Origin of the sequence: Nonomuraea sp. N2-4H, assembly GCF_045291505.1 — a bacterium.
Classification (GTDB): Bacteria; Actinomycetota; Actinomycetes; order Streptosporangiales; family Streptosporangiaceae; genus Nonomuraea; species Nonomuraea fastidiosa.
The window spans coordinates 8,643,973-8,658,598 of sequence record NZ_CP147987.1 but is presented as its reverse complement, the minus strand read 5'-3'; the positions used below and the strand labels follow the sequence as shown (position 1 = coordinate 8,658,598).

10 protein-coding genes and 2 pseudogenes are annotated in these 14,626 nt (G+C 72.4%); 8 read left to right on the top strand and 4 right to left on the bottom strand.

Translation table 11 applies throughout. The features are described from left to right. From WBK31_RS40070 to WBK31_RS40060, 3 genes and pseudogenes are all read right to left on the bottom strand, one after another. A complete protein-coding gene (locus WBK31_RS40070) occupies positions 1 to 579 on the bottom strand; it encodes a SurA N-terminal domain-containing protein (RefSeq protein WP_406674097.1) in 579 nt (192 codons plus the stop codon). Positions 580 to 607: 28 nt separating this feature from the next. After that, a pseudogene (gene mfd / locus WBK31_RS40065) lies at positions 608 to 4,097 on the bottom strand (transcription-repair coupling factor). 92 nt (positions 4,098 to 4,189) lie between these two features. Beyond that, positions 4,190 to 4,576 (bottom strand): signal peptidase I, encoded by a 387-nt coding sequence (locus WBK31_RS40060; RefSeq protein WP_364069643.1) that lies wholly within the window; start codon positions 4,574 to 4,576, stop codon positions 4,190 to 4,192. A 62-nt stretch (positions 4,577 to 4,638) separates the two neighbouring features. Here WBK31_RS40060 and WBK31_RS40055 point away from each other — a divergent pair, with 62 nt between their 5' ends. Next, complete coding sequence (locus tag WBK31_RS40055; RefSeq protein ID WP_364069641.1) at positions 4,639 to 5,358, top strand: methyltransferase domain-containing protein; 720 nt, start codon at positions 4,639 to 4,641, stop codon at positions 5,356 to 5,358. Between the two features lie 68 nt (positions 5,359 to 5,426). Then, positions 5,427 to 6,651: pseudogene (gene cysC, locus WBK31_RS40050) on the top strand (adenylyl-sulfate kinase). 19 nt (positions 6,652 to 6,670) lie between these two features. Here cysC and WBK31_RS40045 read toward each other — a convergent pair. Then, positions 6,671 to 7,714, bottom strand: coding sequence for a hypothetical protein (locus WBK31_RS40045; protein WP_364069637.1), 1,044 nt, complete (start codon positions 7,712 to 7,714; stop codon positions 6,671 to 6,673). 359 nt (positions 7,715 to 8,073) lie between these two features. Between WBK31_RS40045 and WBK31_RS40040 the strand changes: the two genes are divergently transcribed. Genes WBK31_RS40040 through WBK31_RS40015 form a run of 6 tightly spaced genes read left to right on the top strand, consistent with a single transcriptional unit; the run spans position 8,074 to position 14,515 of the window. Then, on the top strand, positions 8,074 to 9,366 hold the full coding sequence (locus WBK31_RS40040; RefSeq protein WP_364069635.1) for a Wzz/FepE/Etk N-terminal domain-containing protein: 1,293 nt from the start codon (positions 8,074 to 8,076) through the stop codon (positions 9,364 to 9,366). Continuing rightward, positions 9,363 to 10,649 carry a hypothetical protein gene (locus WBK31_RS40035; RefSeq protein ID WP_364069633.1) on the top strand — a complete coding sequence of 429 codons (1,287 nt, stop codon included), beginning with the start codon at positions 9,363 to 9,365 and terminating at the stop codon, positions 10,647 to 10,649. The genes WBK31_RS40040 and WBK31_RS40035 overlap by 4 nt, the downstream gene beginning before the upstream one ends. Then, the gene (locus WBK31_RS40030) at positions 10,646 to 11,542 is read left to right on the top strand and encodes a hypothetical protein (RefSeq protein WP_364069631.1); all 897 of its coding nucleotides are present in this window, start codon (positions 10,646 to 10,648) and stop codon (positions 11,540 to 11,542) included. The genes WBK31_RS40035 and WBK31_RS40030 overlap by 4 nt, the downstream gene beginning before the upstream one ends. Continuing rightward, entirely contained in the window at positions 11,539 to 12,393 is an 855-nt protein-coding gene (locus tag WBK31_RS40025) for a sulfotransferase domain-containing protein (protein WP_364069629.1), read from the top strand. The genes WBK31_RS40030 and WBK31_RS40025 overlap by 4 nt, the downstream gene beginning before the upstream one ends. Then, positions 12,381 to 13,637, top strand: a complete 1,257-nt coding sequence (locus WBK31_RS40020; protein WP_406674096.1) for a lipopolysaccharide biosynthesis protein — start codon at positions 12,381 to 12,383, stop codon at positions 13,635 to 13,637. The genes WBK31_RS40025 and WBK31_RS40020 overlap by 13 nt, the downstream gene beginning before the upstream one ends. Further along, positions 13,634 to 14,515 carry a sulfotransferase gene (locus WBK31_RS40015; RefSeq protein ID WP_406674095.1) on the top strand — a complete coding sequence of 294 codons (882 nt, stop codon included), beginning with the start codon at positions 13,634 to 13,636 and terminating at the stop codon, positions 14,513 to 14,515. The genes WBK31_RS40020 and WBK31_RS40015 overlap by 4 nt, the downstream gene beginning before the upstream one ends. The last annotated feature ends 111 nt before the right edge of the window (positions 14,516 to 14,626 follow it).

Here is a 14,626-nt window from a genome sequence, read left to right as displayed (position 1 = left end):
TCAGCCCTGCGCCTGCTCGCCCGCCTTGCCGAACCTGCCGGCGTCGACGAACAGCCCCGGCTGCTTCTGGTCGGTGTTGAGCTTGCCGAAGCGCGGGTTGACGATCCGCTTGATCGAGTTGAACTCGTCGAGCAGCCGCTGCTGCCCGGACTGGCCGAACTGCTCCTGCAGCTTCCGCAGGCCGGTCATCGCCCGGCCGTAGTCGCGGGCGTCCGCCGGGGAGACGGCGTTGGCCAGGAGGTTGATCTCGGCGGACTCGTACTGCCCGGGGTCCTTGAGCGTGGCGTCCACCTCGCTCTCGCTCACCTGCACGTTGTAGCGGGCCATGAGCTGCTTGGACGCGGCCACGTCGACCAGCCGGCGCAGCACCGCCTGGGAGACCGGCACGCTCAGCGCCGACTCGTCCAGGTTCGCCCGCTTGAGCGCGGCGATGTACTCCTGGGTGTCATCGTTGAGCTTGCTCATGGAGATGCGCTCGTTGCCCACCACGGCCGCGGCTCCGGCCTGCATGGGCGAGGAGCAGGCGGACAGCGCCACGGCGGCCGCCGCGGCGGCCACAGCCACTCGTATCGACTTCACGTACGTCCCTTCCGACCGGAAACCGCCGCTAGCTTACCCGGGCGGGTTCGAGGAACATCGCCTCGACCAGGTCACCACACCATTTGAGCAAGTCGAGGTCGCGCAGCGGCTGCCCGCCCAGCGGCTTGGTCTTGGGCACCGGCACCAGCAGCGTCTCCGCGGCCTGCTTGTATATCGCCTTCTTGTACAGCCGGTCGAGCCGCACCTGCTGCGACTCCTTGAGCCGTACGGGACCGAACTTGATGTTCTGGCCCTGCAAGGTGACGTCGGTGAGCCCGGCCGCCCGCGCCTTGATGCGGAACCGCGCGACCTCCAGGAGGTTCTCCACCTCCACCGGCGGCTTGCCGTAGCGGTCGGTCAGCTCGGCGCGCACCTCGTCGATGTGCATCGGGGTGGCGATGGCCGCGATCCGCTTGTACGCCTCCAGCCGCAGCCGCTCGGAGGTGACGTAGTCGTGCGGGATGTGGGCGTTGATCGGCAGCTCGACCTTGACGTCCTGCTGCTCCTCCTGCACCTCGCCGCCCGCCAGCTTGGCCTTCTGCTCCTGCACCGCCTCGGCCATGAGGCGGACGTACAGGTCGAAGCCGACGCCCGCGATGTGGCCGGACTGCTCGGCGCCCAGCACGTTGCCCGCGCCGCGGATCTCCAGGTCCTTCATGGCGACGTACATGCCGGCGCCCATCTCGGTGTGCTGGGAGATCGTGGCGAGCCGCTCGTGCGCGGTCTCGGTCAGCGGCTTCTCCGGCGGGTAGAGGAAGTAGGCGTAGCCGCGCTCCCTGCCGCGGCCGACGCGCCCGCGCAGCTGGTGGAGCTGCGACAGGCCGTAGTTGTCGGCCCTGTCCACGATCAGCGTGTTGGCGTTGGGCACGTCGAGGCCCGACTCGACGATCGTGGTGGAGACGAGCAGGTCGTACTCGCGCTCCCAGAAGCCCACCATGATCTTTTCGAGCTGGTGCTCGTTCATCTGCCCGTGCGCCACCGCGATGCGGGCCTCGGGCACCAGCTCGCGCAGCCGCGCGGCGACCCGGTTGATCGAGGCCACCCTGTTGTGCACGAAGAAGATCTGGCCGTCGCGCATCAGCTCGCGCCGGATGGCCGCGGCGATCTGCTTCTCGTCGTACGGCCCCACGAACGTGAGGATCGGATGCCGCTCCTCCGGCGGGGTGAGGATGGTGGACATCTCGCGGATGCCGGTCAGGCCCATCTCCAGCGTGCGCGGGATCGGCGTGGCGGACATCGCCAGCACGTCGACCTGCGTGCGCAGGTGCTTCATGGCCTCCTTGTGCTCGACGCCGAAGCGCTGCTCCTCGTCGATGATGATGAGCCCGAGGTCCTTGAAGCGCACCTCCGGGCTGAGCAGCCGGTGGGTGCCGATGACGACGTCGACCGCGCCCGTGCGCAGGCCGTCGAGCGTGCCCTTGACCTCGGCGTCGGTCTGGAAGCGGGAGACCGGCCTGACCGTGACGGGGAAGCTGGAGAACCGCTCGGTGAAGGTGGACATGTGCTGCTGCACCAGCAGCGTCGTGGGCACCAGCACCGCGACCTGCTTGCCGTCCTGCACGGCCTTGAACGCCGCGCGCACCGCGATCTCGGTCTTGCCGTAGCCGACGTCGCCGCAGATCAGCCGGTCCATCGGGACGCCGCGCTCCATGTCGCGCTTGACCTCGTCGATGGCTTCGAGCTGGTCGGCGGTCTCGGCGTACGGGAAGGCGTCCTCCATCTCGCGCTGCCACGGCGTGTCGGGGCTGAACGCGTGGCCGGGCGAGGCCATGCGCGCGGAGTAGAGCCTGATCAGCTCGCCGGCGATCTCCTTGACCGCCTTCTTCGCCCGCGACTTGGCCTTGGCCCAGTCGGCGCCACCCATGCGGTTGAGCGTGGGCGACTCGCCGCCGACGTAGCGGGTGACCTCGTCGAGCTGGTCGGTGGGCACGTAGAGGCGGTCGCCCTTGGCGTACTCGATGACCAGGTATTCGCGGGTGGCGCCCTGCACGGTGCGCTGCACCATCTCGACGTAGCGGCCGACGCCGTGCTGCTCGTGGACGACGTAGTCGCCGACCTTGAGCTGAAGCGGGTCGACCATGTTGCGGCGGCGCGAGGGCAGGCGCCGCATGTCCTTGGTGGACGCCTTCTGGCCGACCAGGTCGAGGTGGGTGAGCACGGCCAGGCTCGGGGTGATGAAGCCGTGCTCGATGCGGCCGGTCGTGACGTGGACGACCTTCGGCTCGGGCGCCTTGTCGAGATAGGCGTGCAGCCTGGCCTGGCACGTCGACGCCCTTGAGCAGCTCGACCATGCGCTCGGCGGGGCCGTGGCCCTCGCTGAGCAGTACGACGGCCTTGTCCTCGGCCAGCCAGCCCTTGATGTCGGCGAGCGCCTTGGAGGTGTCGCCGCGGTAGGCCTCGGAGTCCTGCGCGTCGAGCTCGACGCCGCCGCCGAACGGCGCCATCGTCCACCACGGCTGGCCGAGCGCCGAGGCGTGCTCGCGGATCTCTTCGAGCGTGCGGAACGCGGCCGCGCCGAGGTCGATGGGGGCCTCGCCGCCGGCCGCCGCGTTGATCCAGGAGGCTTCGAGGAACTCCTGCGAGGTGCGTACGAGCTCCTCCGCCCGCCCCCTGATCCGCTCGGGGTCGCACACGAACACCGCGGACCGCGCGGGCAGGTGGTCGAGCAGCAGGTCCATCTCGCCGGCCAGCACGGGCGCGAACGCCTCCATGCCCTCGACCGGGGTGCCGTCGGCGAGCTGGTCGAGCACCTCGGCGAGCGCGGGGTACTCCCCGGCCAGCTCGCGCGCCCTGGCCCGCACCTCGTCGGTCAGCAGCAGCTCGCGGCACGGCGGCGCGAACAACCCCTCGTCGGCCGCTTCGAGCGAGCGCTGGTCGGCCACCTTGAACCAGCGGATCTCCTCGACCGTGTCGCCCCAGAATTCAAGGCGCAGCGGGTGCTCCTCGGTGGGCGGGAACACGTCGAGCAGGCCGCCGCGCACCGCCACCTCGCCGCGCCGCTCCACCATGTCGACCCGGTGGTAGCCGTTGTCGACCAGGGCGCGCACCACCTCGTCGAGGTCGGCGTCGTCACCGGCGCGCAACCTGATGGGCTCAAGGTCGCCGAGACCCTTCACGATGGGCTGCAACAGGGCGCGCACCGGCGCGACGATCACGCTGAGCGGCCCGGCGGCGGCGTCGCCCTTGACCGGGTGCGCCAGCCTGCGCAGCACCGCGAGCCGCTGGCCCACGGTGTCGCTGCGCGGCGACAGCCGCTCGTGCGGCAGCGTCTCCCACGCCGGGAACACCGCCACGGACGACGGCTCGACCAAGCTGGTCAGCGCCGCCGCCAAGTCCTCGGCCTCGCGCTCTGTGGAGGTCACGGCGAGCACCGTGCGCTGGTCGTGCGCGGCGAGGGCGGCCACGCCGAACGGACGCAGCGAGGAGGGCGCGACCAGCGCGACGTCGCCGCCCTCTTCGAGAGCGGCGGTCAGCTTCGGGTCGGCGCGAACAAGGTCAAGTAGCCCGGAAAGACTCATCAGATACGCCCACAGCCCCACGACGGCAACACGACTACCCCCGGACGGGGAAGGTCGCGGGGGTTCCGTACCAGACTACTCGCCGTGAAAGCTCAGCCGACGCGGTAACCAGGCACGGAGGGCCAGCGCACGGTGAGGACCGTGGACGGCTCCTCGGCCCGCCAGGAGTGGCCGACGCCCTTGCCCCACACCACGTAGTCGCCCGGCTTGTCCAGCAGCACGCTGCGGCCCGGCAGCTCGACGCGGAAACGGCCGCTGATCAGGATGAGCAGCGCGGTGCGCACTTCGTTCTCCACCCACGCGGCCCGCTCGTCGCCCGCCGGGTGCACGCCCCACTTGATCTCGACGTCTTCGCTGTGTCTTGGGTCGCCCGGGGGTTTGAAGTGACCGAGCAGCCATCCCCTGTCGAGCGGCGCGTCCACGTTGGCGTTGCCCACGTAGACGCCCTCGTAGACCTGATCGTCCGCCTGATCGCTCACGGGGCAGGACGCTAGCAGGGAAATGCCTTACTGATTCCACTTGGTTGATTACTGTAGGTGACATGTCTGAGGTGCGATCGGTCGCCCGCAGCGGCGACCTCTTCGAGCAGCGGCTCCGCGAGCACTGCGCCGGCCAGCCGATCCGGCGGCTCGACGTGCTGGTCGCCGGGTGCGCGCACGGCGAGCCGCTGGTGCTCGACCACATCGAGACCAGGGCCACCGGAGCCGACGAGGACCTGCCCGCGGTCAGGAAGGTGGTGGAGGAGCGGGCCGATCTTGTCTCCTACTCGCTCGGCGACCTGCGCTCGGTGCCGCTGCCGCCGCGCGGCTTCGACGTGATCCAGCTGTCGTTCCTGCTGGAGCGGGTGCGCCACGCGGAGCTGGTGTTCGACCGGCTGCTGCAGGCGCTGCGGCCCGGCGGGCTGGTGCTGCTGCGGGTCCGCGACCGCCGCTCCGCCTACGGCCTGCTCGACCGCCTCACGCCGGGCTGGCTGCGCCGGCTGCTGTGGCGGGCCCTGGTCCTGCCGGGCACGCCGGGCCCGCTGCCCGCCGTGTACGAGCCGCTGGCCTCCAGCGACGGCCTGCACGCGTTCTGCCTGAGCCGGGGCCTGATGATCACCGATGACGAGCGCGCCACCAGCGGCCCCGCCCGCGCCCGCCGTCCCGTCGCCGCCCTGGTGTCGCTGGTGTCCAAGCTGACCAGCGGCCGCTTCCCCGCCTCGCACGACGAGATCACGATGGTGATCAGGAAGCCCCAGCACCACTTCGCCCGCCTCATCTAGCGGTCGAGGCAGGCGTCGCGGAGCGGCACACTGGTCTGGTACGGACCGAGCACACTCGAATAGTTGGGATGCAGAACGTGGAGTGGACCCCCGACCCGCGCGAGCTGGCCGACCTCGAACTCCTGTTGTCGGGCGCGTTCGAACCGCTGACGGGGTTCCTGGGCCACGACGACCTGCACACCGTCTACGAGCGCGGCACGCTGGCCGACGGCACCCCGTGGCCCGCGCCCGTCACCCTCCACATCGACGCCGACCTGTCCCCCGGCGACGAGGTCACGCTGCTCGACCCCGAGGGGCTGCCGCTCGCTGCGCTCACCGTGACCGGCCACGAGCCCGACGGGCTGACCTCAGGCCCCGTCAAGGCGCTCGGCACGCCCGAGCACGGCCCGTTCGCCCGGCTGCGGCGCACTCCCGCCCAGGTCAAGGAGGAGCTCGGCGGGCGTCCCGCGCTCGCCGTCACCATGCGGGGGCCGCTCGACGACCTGGACGAGGTGACGGCCACCGCCAAGGAGCTCGACGCGGTCGTCCTGCTGCTGCCGCTCGCATACGGCGAGGCGGGCCCGGCCGTCGTGCGCGCCGCGCTGCGCGCCCAGGAGCGGCTGCCCGAGGGCACGCTCGTCGTCCCGGTGCCACTCGCGCCGCGCGATGAGCCGGAGATCGACCTGGAGCTGCGCGAACACGTCGCCACCGCCTACGGCGCCGCCGAGCACATGGCGGGCCCCGACCCCGTGCACATCCCCGGCCCGCCGCACCGCCGCGGCCTGGTGGTCTTCTTCACCGGCCTGTCGGGCTCGGGCAAGTCCACGATCGCCCGCGGCCTGCGCGACGCGCTGCTGGAGTCCGGCAGCCGCACGATCACCTACCTCGACGGCGACGTGGTGCGCAAGCTGCTGTCGAAGGGCCTGACGTTCTCCAAGGCCGACCGCGACCTCAACATCCGCCGCATCGGCTTCGTCGCCGCCGAGGCGGCCCGCCACGGCGGCCTGGCCATCTGCGCCCCCATCGCCCCCTACGCGGCCACCCGCGCGGAGGTGCGCGAGATGGTCGAGTCGGTGGGCGCCGACTTCCTGCTCGTCCACGTCGCGACCCCGCTTGAGGAGTGCGAGCGGCGCGACCGCAAGGGCCTGTACGCCAAGGCCCGCGCCTGCGCTGATCCCCGAGTTCACCGGCATCTCCGACCCCTACGAGGAGCCCGACGACGCCGACCTGGTGATCGACACCACGCACCTGTCGATCGAGGCGGCCGTCTCCCGCGTGCTCGACACGATCAAGGCCGGCGGCTGGGTGCGCTGAGCCCGTCACATGAGCATCGTCAGGGTCTGGGCACGGGCGTGGAGCGGAAGTAGGGGTCGCGGGCCAGCCGGGTGAAGGCGCGGTCGGCGCCGCCGTCGGAGTCGAAGCTGGTGTCGCCGCGCGGCGCCTGCGGCGAGTCGAAGTAGATCAGCGCCTTGATCTGCGGGTATTTCTTGATCTGGCGCAGCACGGACTCGAAGAACGTGCGCTTGAAGTCGCGGTCGTACGATCGCTCGAACACGCCCCACTCGGCCACCATGACCGGCTTGCCGGGGAAACGCGCCTGCATCCACCGGTAGAAGCCCGGCCAGTCCGGGTATTCCTTGCGCGTCTTGTTGACCAGCCCGTCGAAGTCCTGGACCCGGTCGTCGGCGTACGGGTCCATCGCCACCCAGTCGACCACGTCGTCACCCGGGTAGAGGTCCTCGAACCACGGCTTGGCCGCCCAGTTGGGCGCCCCCATGTACGTCATGACGACGACCGCGTTGCGCACGCCCTGCGCCCGCAGCCGCAGCACGATGTGGCGGAACATGGCGGCGTAGTCGGTGGCCTGCATGCCGGAGCCGGACGAGACGTCCACGTCGTTCTCCGGCTCGTGGTGCAGGGTGAGGAAGAACCGCTCGGGGAAGGTGCGCCTGATGTGCGCGGCGAGCCGGTCGATCCTGCGGTCGAGCTTGCCCGCGGCGATCTGCGCCCAGGTGTGCTGAAACGACGGCTTCCAGTTGACCATGAGCAGCCGCGGCCTGTCGGGGTCGCGGGCCAGCCTGACCTCAGCGGGCGTGGGGAACAGCTCGCGGCCCCGGTGATAGACGTGCACCACGTCGGCGGCCGCCCCCATGCGCATCTCCGCGCCGTGCAGCGCCTGCTCGATCGGGACGCCGGTGAACACCTCGGGCGCGAGGCCCCACCAGGCGCCGCAGGACGGGATCAGCCTGGAGGTGGCCGTGCAGGCGGGCGACCCCGCCGCCTGCTTGGCCGTGGGAGCCTGGACCGGCGCGGGGACGGGCGAGCCCGCGGCGGTGGAGCAGGCGGCAAGGACAGTGACCAGCGCAGCGGCCAACACGGCGGCCGGCGACATCGTGAGAACACCGGTCGTTGCTTTCCGCGAAAATCCCCGTAGCAGCAAAGTCTTCCAACCCCCTCGTCGAACGACCCCCGGCTGTCACACCTGAACCTTGCCATGTCATTCCTGGAACTTCAGCCAGTGTGAGAGTTAGCCCAGCTCGTGGCGGGTAAAGAGACGCCCGGGAAATAGCCCTAGAAACCGAAATATGGGCATTTCCCGGGCGGCTTATCCGGGAAAAATCTTGAAGTATTGAACCGGGGTGATCAGGCGCCGCCCTATAGTGGGCCCACCACTTCGGCGGTGACGCGCTGGCGCCAGGCGGCCACGCAACGTACACATTCAGGAGACCATCCCCCATGAGCTCCGGTACCGACCTGGACGCACACCTTTCGCTGCTGCGCAGGCGATGGCTGGTCCTGGTGGGCTGCGTCGTCGTCGGCGGCACGGCCGCGCTCGCGCTGCTGCGGCTGGTCCCGCCCGCCTACACCGCGACCGCACAGGTGCTCGTGCTGCCCGTCGGCGCCGGCGAGCAGGCCAACCAGGTGACCGCCCGCCACCGCGAGGCGCTCAACCTCGACACCGAGGCCCAGGTCGCCCAGTCGGCCGTGGTCGCCGCGCGGGCCGCGCGCACGCTGGGCATCGACGCCGTCGAGCCGGTCGAGGTGGCCGTGCCGCCCAACTCCTCGGTGCTGCTGCTGTCGGTGACCGCCGCCGACCCCGAAGGCGCTGCGGCGCGCGCCTCCGCGTACGCCGAGGCGTACCTCGCACACCGCCGCGAGAGCGCGCTGACCGCCATGGCCCGCCAGCAGGAGGCGGTGCTGAGCAAGCTCAAGCAGGTCAACGCCTCCATCGACCGGGTGATCAGGCAGCTCGCCACCCTGCCGAGGGGCCCGGAGCGCGCGATCGCCGTGCAGCGCCACGGCGTGCTCAACCGGCAGGCGGCCGGCCTGGCCGTCAGGTACGACGCCCTGCGCACGCTCGCCGTCACCCCGGGCACGATCATCACCAGGCCCGTGCCGCCCGCCGCGCCCAGCTCCCCCAGCCTGCCCCTCTACCTCGGGACCGGCCTCATGCTCGGCCTGCTGGCCGGTGTGGCCGCCGCCTACGTACGCGACCGCCTCGACACCCGCCTGCGCACGCCCGACGACGTCGAGCGGCTCACCGGCCTCCCCGTGCTCGGCGACCTGTCGGGCCCGCGCGGGCCCGGCGTGCTGCACGACCTGGCGAGCGCGCTCGTCGCCGCGTGCCCGGGCAAGCGGCTGCTGGTCACCTCGCTGCCCGCCGACCTGTACTCCTCGTCGCTGGCCGAGCCGCTGGCGGTGAGCGCGCCGCTGGTCGTGCTCGACGGCACCGACGTGCGCGACCTGTCCAGAGCCGACGCCGCCGTGCTGCTCATCGGTCTCGGCCGGGTCACCTCGCGCGACGTGGCCGCCGCCGCACGCCGCCTGGCCCACCACGACGTGCCGATCGTCGGCGCGGTGACCGCCACCGACGCCGTCCCGTCGTTCGTGCCCCTGCTGGAGCCGCACCCGCCCACCTCGCTCGGCAAGCTCGTCGCCACCGGCGAGCTGCGCGCCGCCCGGCCGGGAGCGCAGGACGAGACCAGCCCACTGCAGGCGCTGCACCGGCGTCATGGCCGATCGACGTGATCGGACCCGCGTGGCCCATAGCGGCGCTGCTGGTCGGCTACCCGCTGTGGTGGGCGCTGGGGTTCGGCGGGCTGTCGGTGGTGGTGCTCGCCGTGCCCATGGCCGTGCTGCTGTGGCGGCGGCGGCCGATCAAGGTGCCGCGCGGCTTCGGGCTGTGGCTGCTGCTCCTGGCCGGCTACCTGGTGAGCGGCCTGATGCTGGGCGAGTCACCACCGGGCACGTACGGCGAGTTCGGCGCGGGCCGGCTGATCGGCTACGGCATGCGCTTCGCGCTCTACTGCGCGGTCCTGATCATGGTGCTCTACCTCGGCAACCTCACCGAGCGCGAGCTGCCGCAGCTCCGGCTGGTGCGCATGCTGGGCGTATTGTTCGTCATCACCGTGGCCGGGGGGCTGCTCGGCGTGCTCGCCCCCGGTTTCGAGTTCACCTCGCCGGTCGAGCGGCTGCTGCCCGAGTGGATCGCGGGGAACCCGTTCGTGCAGAACCTCATCCACCCGACGGCCGCGCAGACCCAGAAGGTGCTCGGGTTCTCGCTGCCCAGGCCGGAGGCGCCGTACGAGTGGGCCAACGCCTGGGGCAGCAACGCGTCGGTGCTGCTGGTGTGGTTCGTCGTCGGATGGTGGGTGTACGGGCGGGCGCGGCAGAAGGTCTTCGTGGCCGTCGTGGTCGCCCTGGCCGCGGTGCCGATCGTCTACTCGCTCAACCGGGGCCTGTGGATCGGCCTGGGGCTGGCCGTGCTCTATCTGATCGTCCGGGTGGGCGGCAGGACCAGGGTGGCGCTGTGCGCGACGGTCGCGGCCGCCGTGCTGGCGTTCCTGCTGAGCCCGCTCGCGCCGCTGTTCGCGCAGCGGCTCGACCGGCCGCACTCCAACGACATCCGCGCCTTCACGGTGAGCGCCACCCTCGCCGCCGCCGCCCACTCGCCCGTGATCGGTTACGGCAACACCCGCAACGCCACCGGCAACCACCGCTCGATCACCACCGGCAAGACCGGCTGGTGCCCCGGCTGCGGGCATCCGCCGCTGGGCAGCGACGGGCAGCTCTGGCTGCTGATCATCACTCAGGGGTTCACGGGGGCCGCGCTGTACGTCGCGTTCTTCGTGGGGGCGATCCGCCGCCACTGGCGCGACCGCAGCCCGATCGGGCTGGGCGGGGTGCTCGTGATGGGCTTCGTGCTGCTCTACATGTTCATCTACGACGGGCTCGTCACGCCGCTCAGCCTCTATCTCATCTCGTTCGCCCTCCTGTGGAGGAACACGCATACGGCTGGGGGATCGTCATGAACGACGCCGCGGTGCGGCTCGGCTATCTCGCCGACACCGTACGCCTGCTGTATCCGGGCGCCGGCTCGCCCCGCGCGTACACCGTGCTGCCGCATCCCGCCGTGCCCCGCAGGCTGGCGCCGCGCCGCTGGTGGCACCTCGGGTCGCGGGTGGTGGTGCCGGTCGAGGGGTCGATCGCCGACCACCTGGGCGAGGTCTTCCAGCGCCCGGTCGAGACCGTCCTGCACGTACGCCCGGCGCGGCGGGCCAACCGCAAGCCCATCCTGGAGGCCCGCGCGGACGGCCGGCGGCTGGCGTTCGTCAAGATCGGCGACACCGAGCGCGCCCGCAGGCTCGTCGACGCCGAGGCGGCGGTCCTGCGCAGGCTGGCCGCGCTCCCCCTTCACACGGTCACCGTGCCGGCCGTGCTGCACCACGGCGACTGGCGCGGCCTGTCGGTGCTCGCGCTCTCGCCGCTGCCGGTGCGCCGGGGCCGGGTGCCCGCGCCGCTGCTGCTGGAGGCGGCCAGGGAGATCGCCGCCACCGGCGGCGACCGGCCCGCCTGGCACGGCGACCTCACCCCGTGGAACGTCAGCCGCGGCCCCGGCGGGCGGCTGCTGGTGTGGGACTGGGAGCGCTACGAGGTCGGCGTCCCCCTCGGCTTCGACGTGCTGCACCACTTCTTCCACCGGGCCCTGCGCAGGATGCGCCCGCCGGTCGCGGCCAGGGCCTGCGTCGCCCAGTCCGTACGCCTGCTCGCCCCCCTGGGCCTGTCGGCGGCCACGGCCAGGCGGACCGCACTGCGTTACCTCATCGCGCTGGCCGACCGGCACGCCGCCGACGGCCACACGCCGCTCGGCCCGCCGCAGTCGTGGCTCAACCCGGCCGTCGATCACGAGGAGCTACTCACGTGAGGACCACGAAGCGCTCGGTCCTGTCGCTGTCGCGGACCACGGGACGGTTCACCTCGGCCGCCCGCGTGCTGCCGTCGTTCCTGATCGCGGGCGCGCAGCGCTGCGGCACGACCTCGCTCTACCGCGCGCTCGCCCAGCATCCGCTGCTGCTCAAGCCCGTGCTGCACAAGGGCGTGCACTACTTCGACGTGGCCTACTGGCGCGGCATGTCCTGGTATCAGGGGCACTTCCCGCTGCGGGTGGGCGCCGCGCTGCTCACCCACCGGTACGGCCACCGCCCCCAGGCGTACGAGTCGTCCCCGTACTACCTGTTCCATCCGCTGGCCGGGCAGCGCATCGCCGCCGACCTGCCCGGCGTGAAGCTGATCGTGCTCGTCCGCGACCCCGTCGAGCGGGCCTGTTCTGCCCACGCCCACGAGCTGGCCAGAGGCTACGAGACCGAGTCGCACTTCGAGCGCGCGCTGGAGCTGGAGGAGGAGCGGCTGGCCGGGGCCGAGGAGCTGCTGCGCACCTCGCCGCACGCGCTGCACCACTCGCACCGGCACCACGCCTACCTCGCCAGGGGGCGCTACGCCGACCAGCTCGACCGGCTGGAGCCGCTGTTCGGCCGCGATCGCATGCTCGTGCTCGACAGCCACCGCTTCTTCGCCGAGCCGGAGACCGCCTACGACCGGGTGCTGGAGTTCCTGGGCATGCCGCACCTCGGTTATCCGGTCTTCGAGCGCTACAACCGGCGCTCGCTGCCGCGTCCCGTGCCGCGCACGCTGGCCGGGCGGCTGCGCGACCACTTCGAGCCCTGGGACGCGCGGCTGGTGCGCTGGCTGGACGGTGAGCCCTCGTGGCGGCGCTGACCGTCCGCAGGGGGCTCGCCGGGCTGTCGGGGGCCGCGTTCGGCGCGGTGGCGCAGGTCGTGCTCGTCGTGGTGGTGACCAGGACGTACCCGGCGGCCGAGGCCGGGGCGTTCTTCACCGCGACCGCGCTGGCGCTGATGGCGGCCGGGATCGCCAAGCTCAACGCCGGCAACGGGCTCGTCTACTTCATCGCCCGCGCCAGGTCGTACGGTTACCGCGGCGTCTCCGGCTACATCAGGGCCGCCGTACTGCCCTGCCTGGTCGTGGCCGTGGCGGCGGCGGCCGTGCTGTTCCCGCAGCTCGGGCCCGCCGCCGGGCTGCTGCCCGTCATGGTGGCCGCCGACGTGCTGCTCGCGGCCGGGCGCGGGTTCGGGGCGCTGCGGCCGACCGTGCTGCTCGACGGGCTGCTCGTGCCCGGCGGCCAGCTCCTGCTGGTCTCCGCCGCCGCGCTGGCCGGGGCGGGCGGCTGGTGGCTGCTGCCCGCGTGGGCCGCGCCGTACCTGCCGGTGCTGGTGGTCGCCGCCTTCTGGCTGCGCAGGCGCGTCACGTGGACGCCCTACCTGCCGGGGACCGCGCTCGATCTGTGGCGGCACACCGCGCCGCGCTCGCTCGCCGGCGCCATCCAGGCCGTCTTCCAGCGGGTGGACATCGTGATCGTGGCGCTGCTCGCCGGGCCCGCCTCCGCCGCCGTCTACACCGCCGCCACCCGGGTCAAGGTCGTCGGGCAGCTCGCCAACCAGGGGCTCGCGCAGGCCGTACAGGCCGGGCTGGTCAGGGCGCTGGCCGACGGCGAGCGGGAGCGGGCCAGGGAGCTGTACCAGGCCGCGACCGCGTGGCTCGTGGTGCTCACCTGGCCGCTCTGGCTCGCGTACGCGGGGCTCGCGCCGTGGCTGCTGCGCGTGTTCGGCCCCGCGTACGGCGCCGCCGCCCCCATCGCCCTCGTCCTCGCCGCCACGATGATGGTGTCGACCGCCTGCGGCATGGTGGACGTCGTGCTCACCGCCGCCGGGCACACCGGCGTCAGCCTGCTCAACCTGCTGGCCGCCATCGGCTGCACGGTGCTGCTCGACCTCGCGCTGATCCCCGCCTACGGCGCGCTCGGCGCGGTCGCCGGCTGGTCGGGCGGCATGCTGGTGAAGAACCTGCTGCCGCTGTGGCAGCTCCACCGCCGCTACCGGCTCCACCCGTTCGGCCGCCACACCCTGACCGCGCTGCGCAGCCCGCTGCCGAGGCGGCCCGCATGACGGTCCTGGTCACCGGGCTGCCGCGCAGCGGCACGAGCTGGACGGGCCGCATGCTGGCCGCAGGACGCGAGCTGATCTACGTCAACGAGCCGCTCAACCCCCAGCACCCGCCGGGCCGCTGCCCCGGCGTGCTCGCCGCCCGGGTGACGCACCGGTTCCAGTACATCTGCGACGACAACGCGGGTGTCTGGCTGCCCGCCTTCCGCGACACGGCGGCCCTGCGCTACCGGTGGCTCGCCGAGCTGCGTGCGAACCGCTCGCCGTACGACCTGGCGCGGATGCTGCGCTACGGCACGGCGTTCGCCTACGGACGGCTCACCGGGCGGCGGGCGCTGCTGGACGACCCGTTCGCGGTGCTGAGCGCCGGGTGGTTCGCACGGCGGCTGGGCTGCCGGGTGATCGCGCTCGTCCGTGACCCGGTGTCGTTCGTGGCGAGCTGGCAGCGGCTCGGCTGGACCGTCTACTTCCACGAGCTGCTCGAACAGCCGCTGCTCGTCCGCGACCATCCCGAGCTGCTGGAGCTGCGGGAGCTGGTCGGCTCGCAGGACCGGGTGGCCAAGGCGGCGGCGCTGTGGCGGGTCACGACGGGCATCCTGCGCCGCACTCCGGGCATCAGGCTCGTCTCGTACGAGTCGCTGGCCGCCGACCCGATCCCCGGCTTCCGCGACCTGTACGCGTACGCGGGGCTGCGCTGGACCCCCGCCGCCGAGCGGCGCATCGCGCGGGCCTGCACCGGCGACGGGCGGGCGGCGGCGTTCGCCTGGTCGGGCCTGTCGCGCACGGCCTACCGGCGCATGGACCCCCGGCTCGCCCTGGCCGACCCCGCCGGGGGGCTCACCGGCGAGGACGCCGAACGCGTCCGCGTTCTCACCGCCTGAGGGCCTGAGGGCCGCCGCCGGCCGGGAGGTCACGCCTTCATGCGGCGCCGGCGACGGTGGCGCAGGCGGGCGGCCAGGCAGCCGCCCAGCAGCCGGGCGGCGAACGGCAGG

What these genes read in the sequence shown, in the direction of transcription:
- WBK31_RS40055 (WP_364069641.1), top strand. Translation starts at nt 4,639, where the DNA reads ATGTCTGAGGTGCGATCGGTCGCCCGCAGCGGCGACCTCTTCGAGCAG.
- WBK31_RS40040 (WP_364069635.1), top strand. Translation starts at nt 8,074, where the DNA reads ATGAGCTCCGGTACCGACCTGGACGCACACCTTTCGCTGCTGCGCAGG.
- WBK31_RS40030 (WP_364069631.1), top strand. Translation starts at nt 10,646, where the DNA reads ATGAACGACGCCGCGGTGCGGCTCGGCTATCTCGCCGACACCGTACGC.
- WBK31_RS40015 (WP_406674095.1), top strand. Translation starts at nt 13,634, where the DNA reads ATGACGGTCCTGGTCACCGGGCTGCCGCGCAGCGGCACGAGCTGGACG.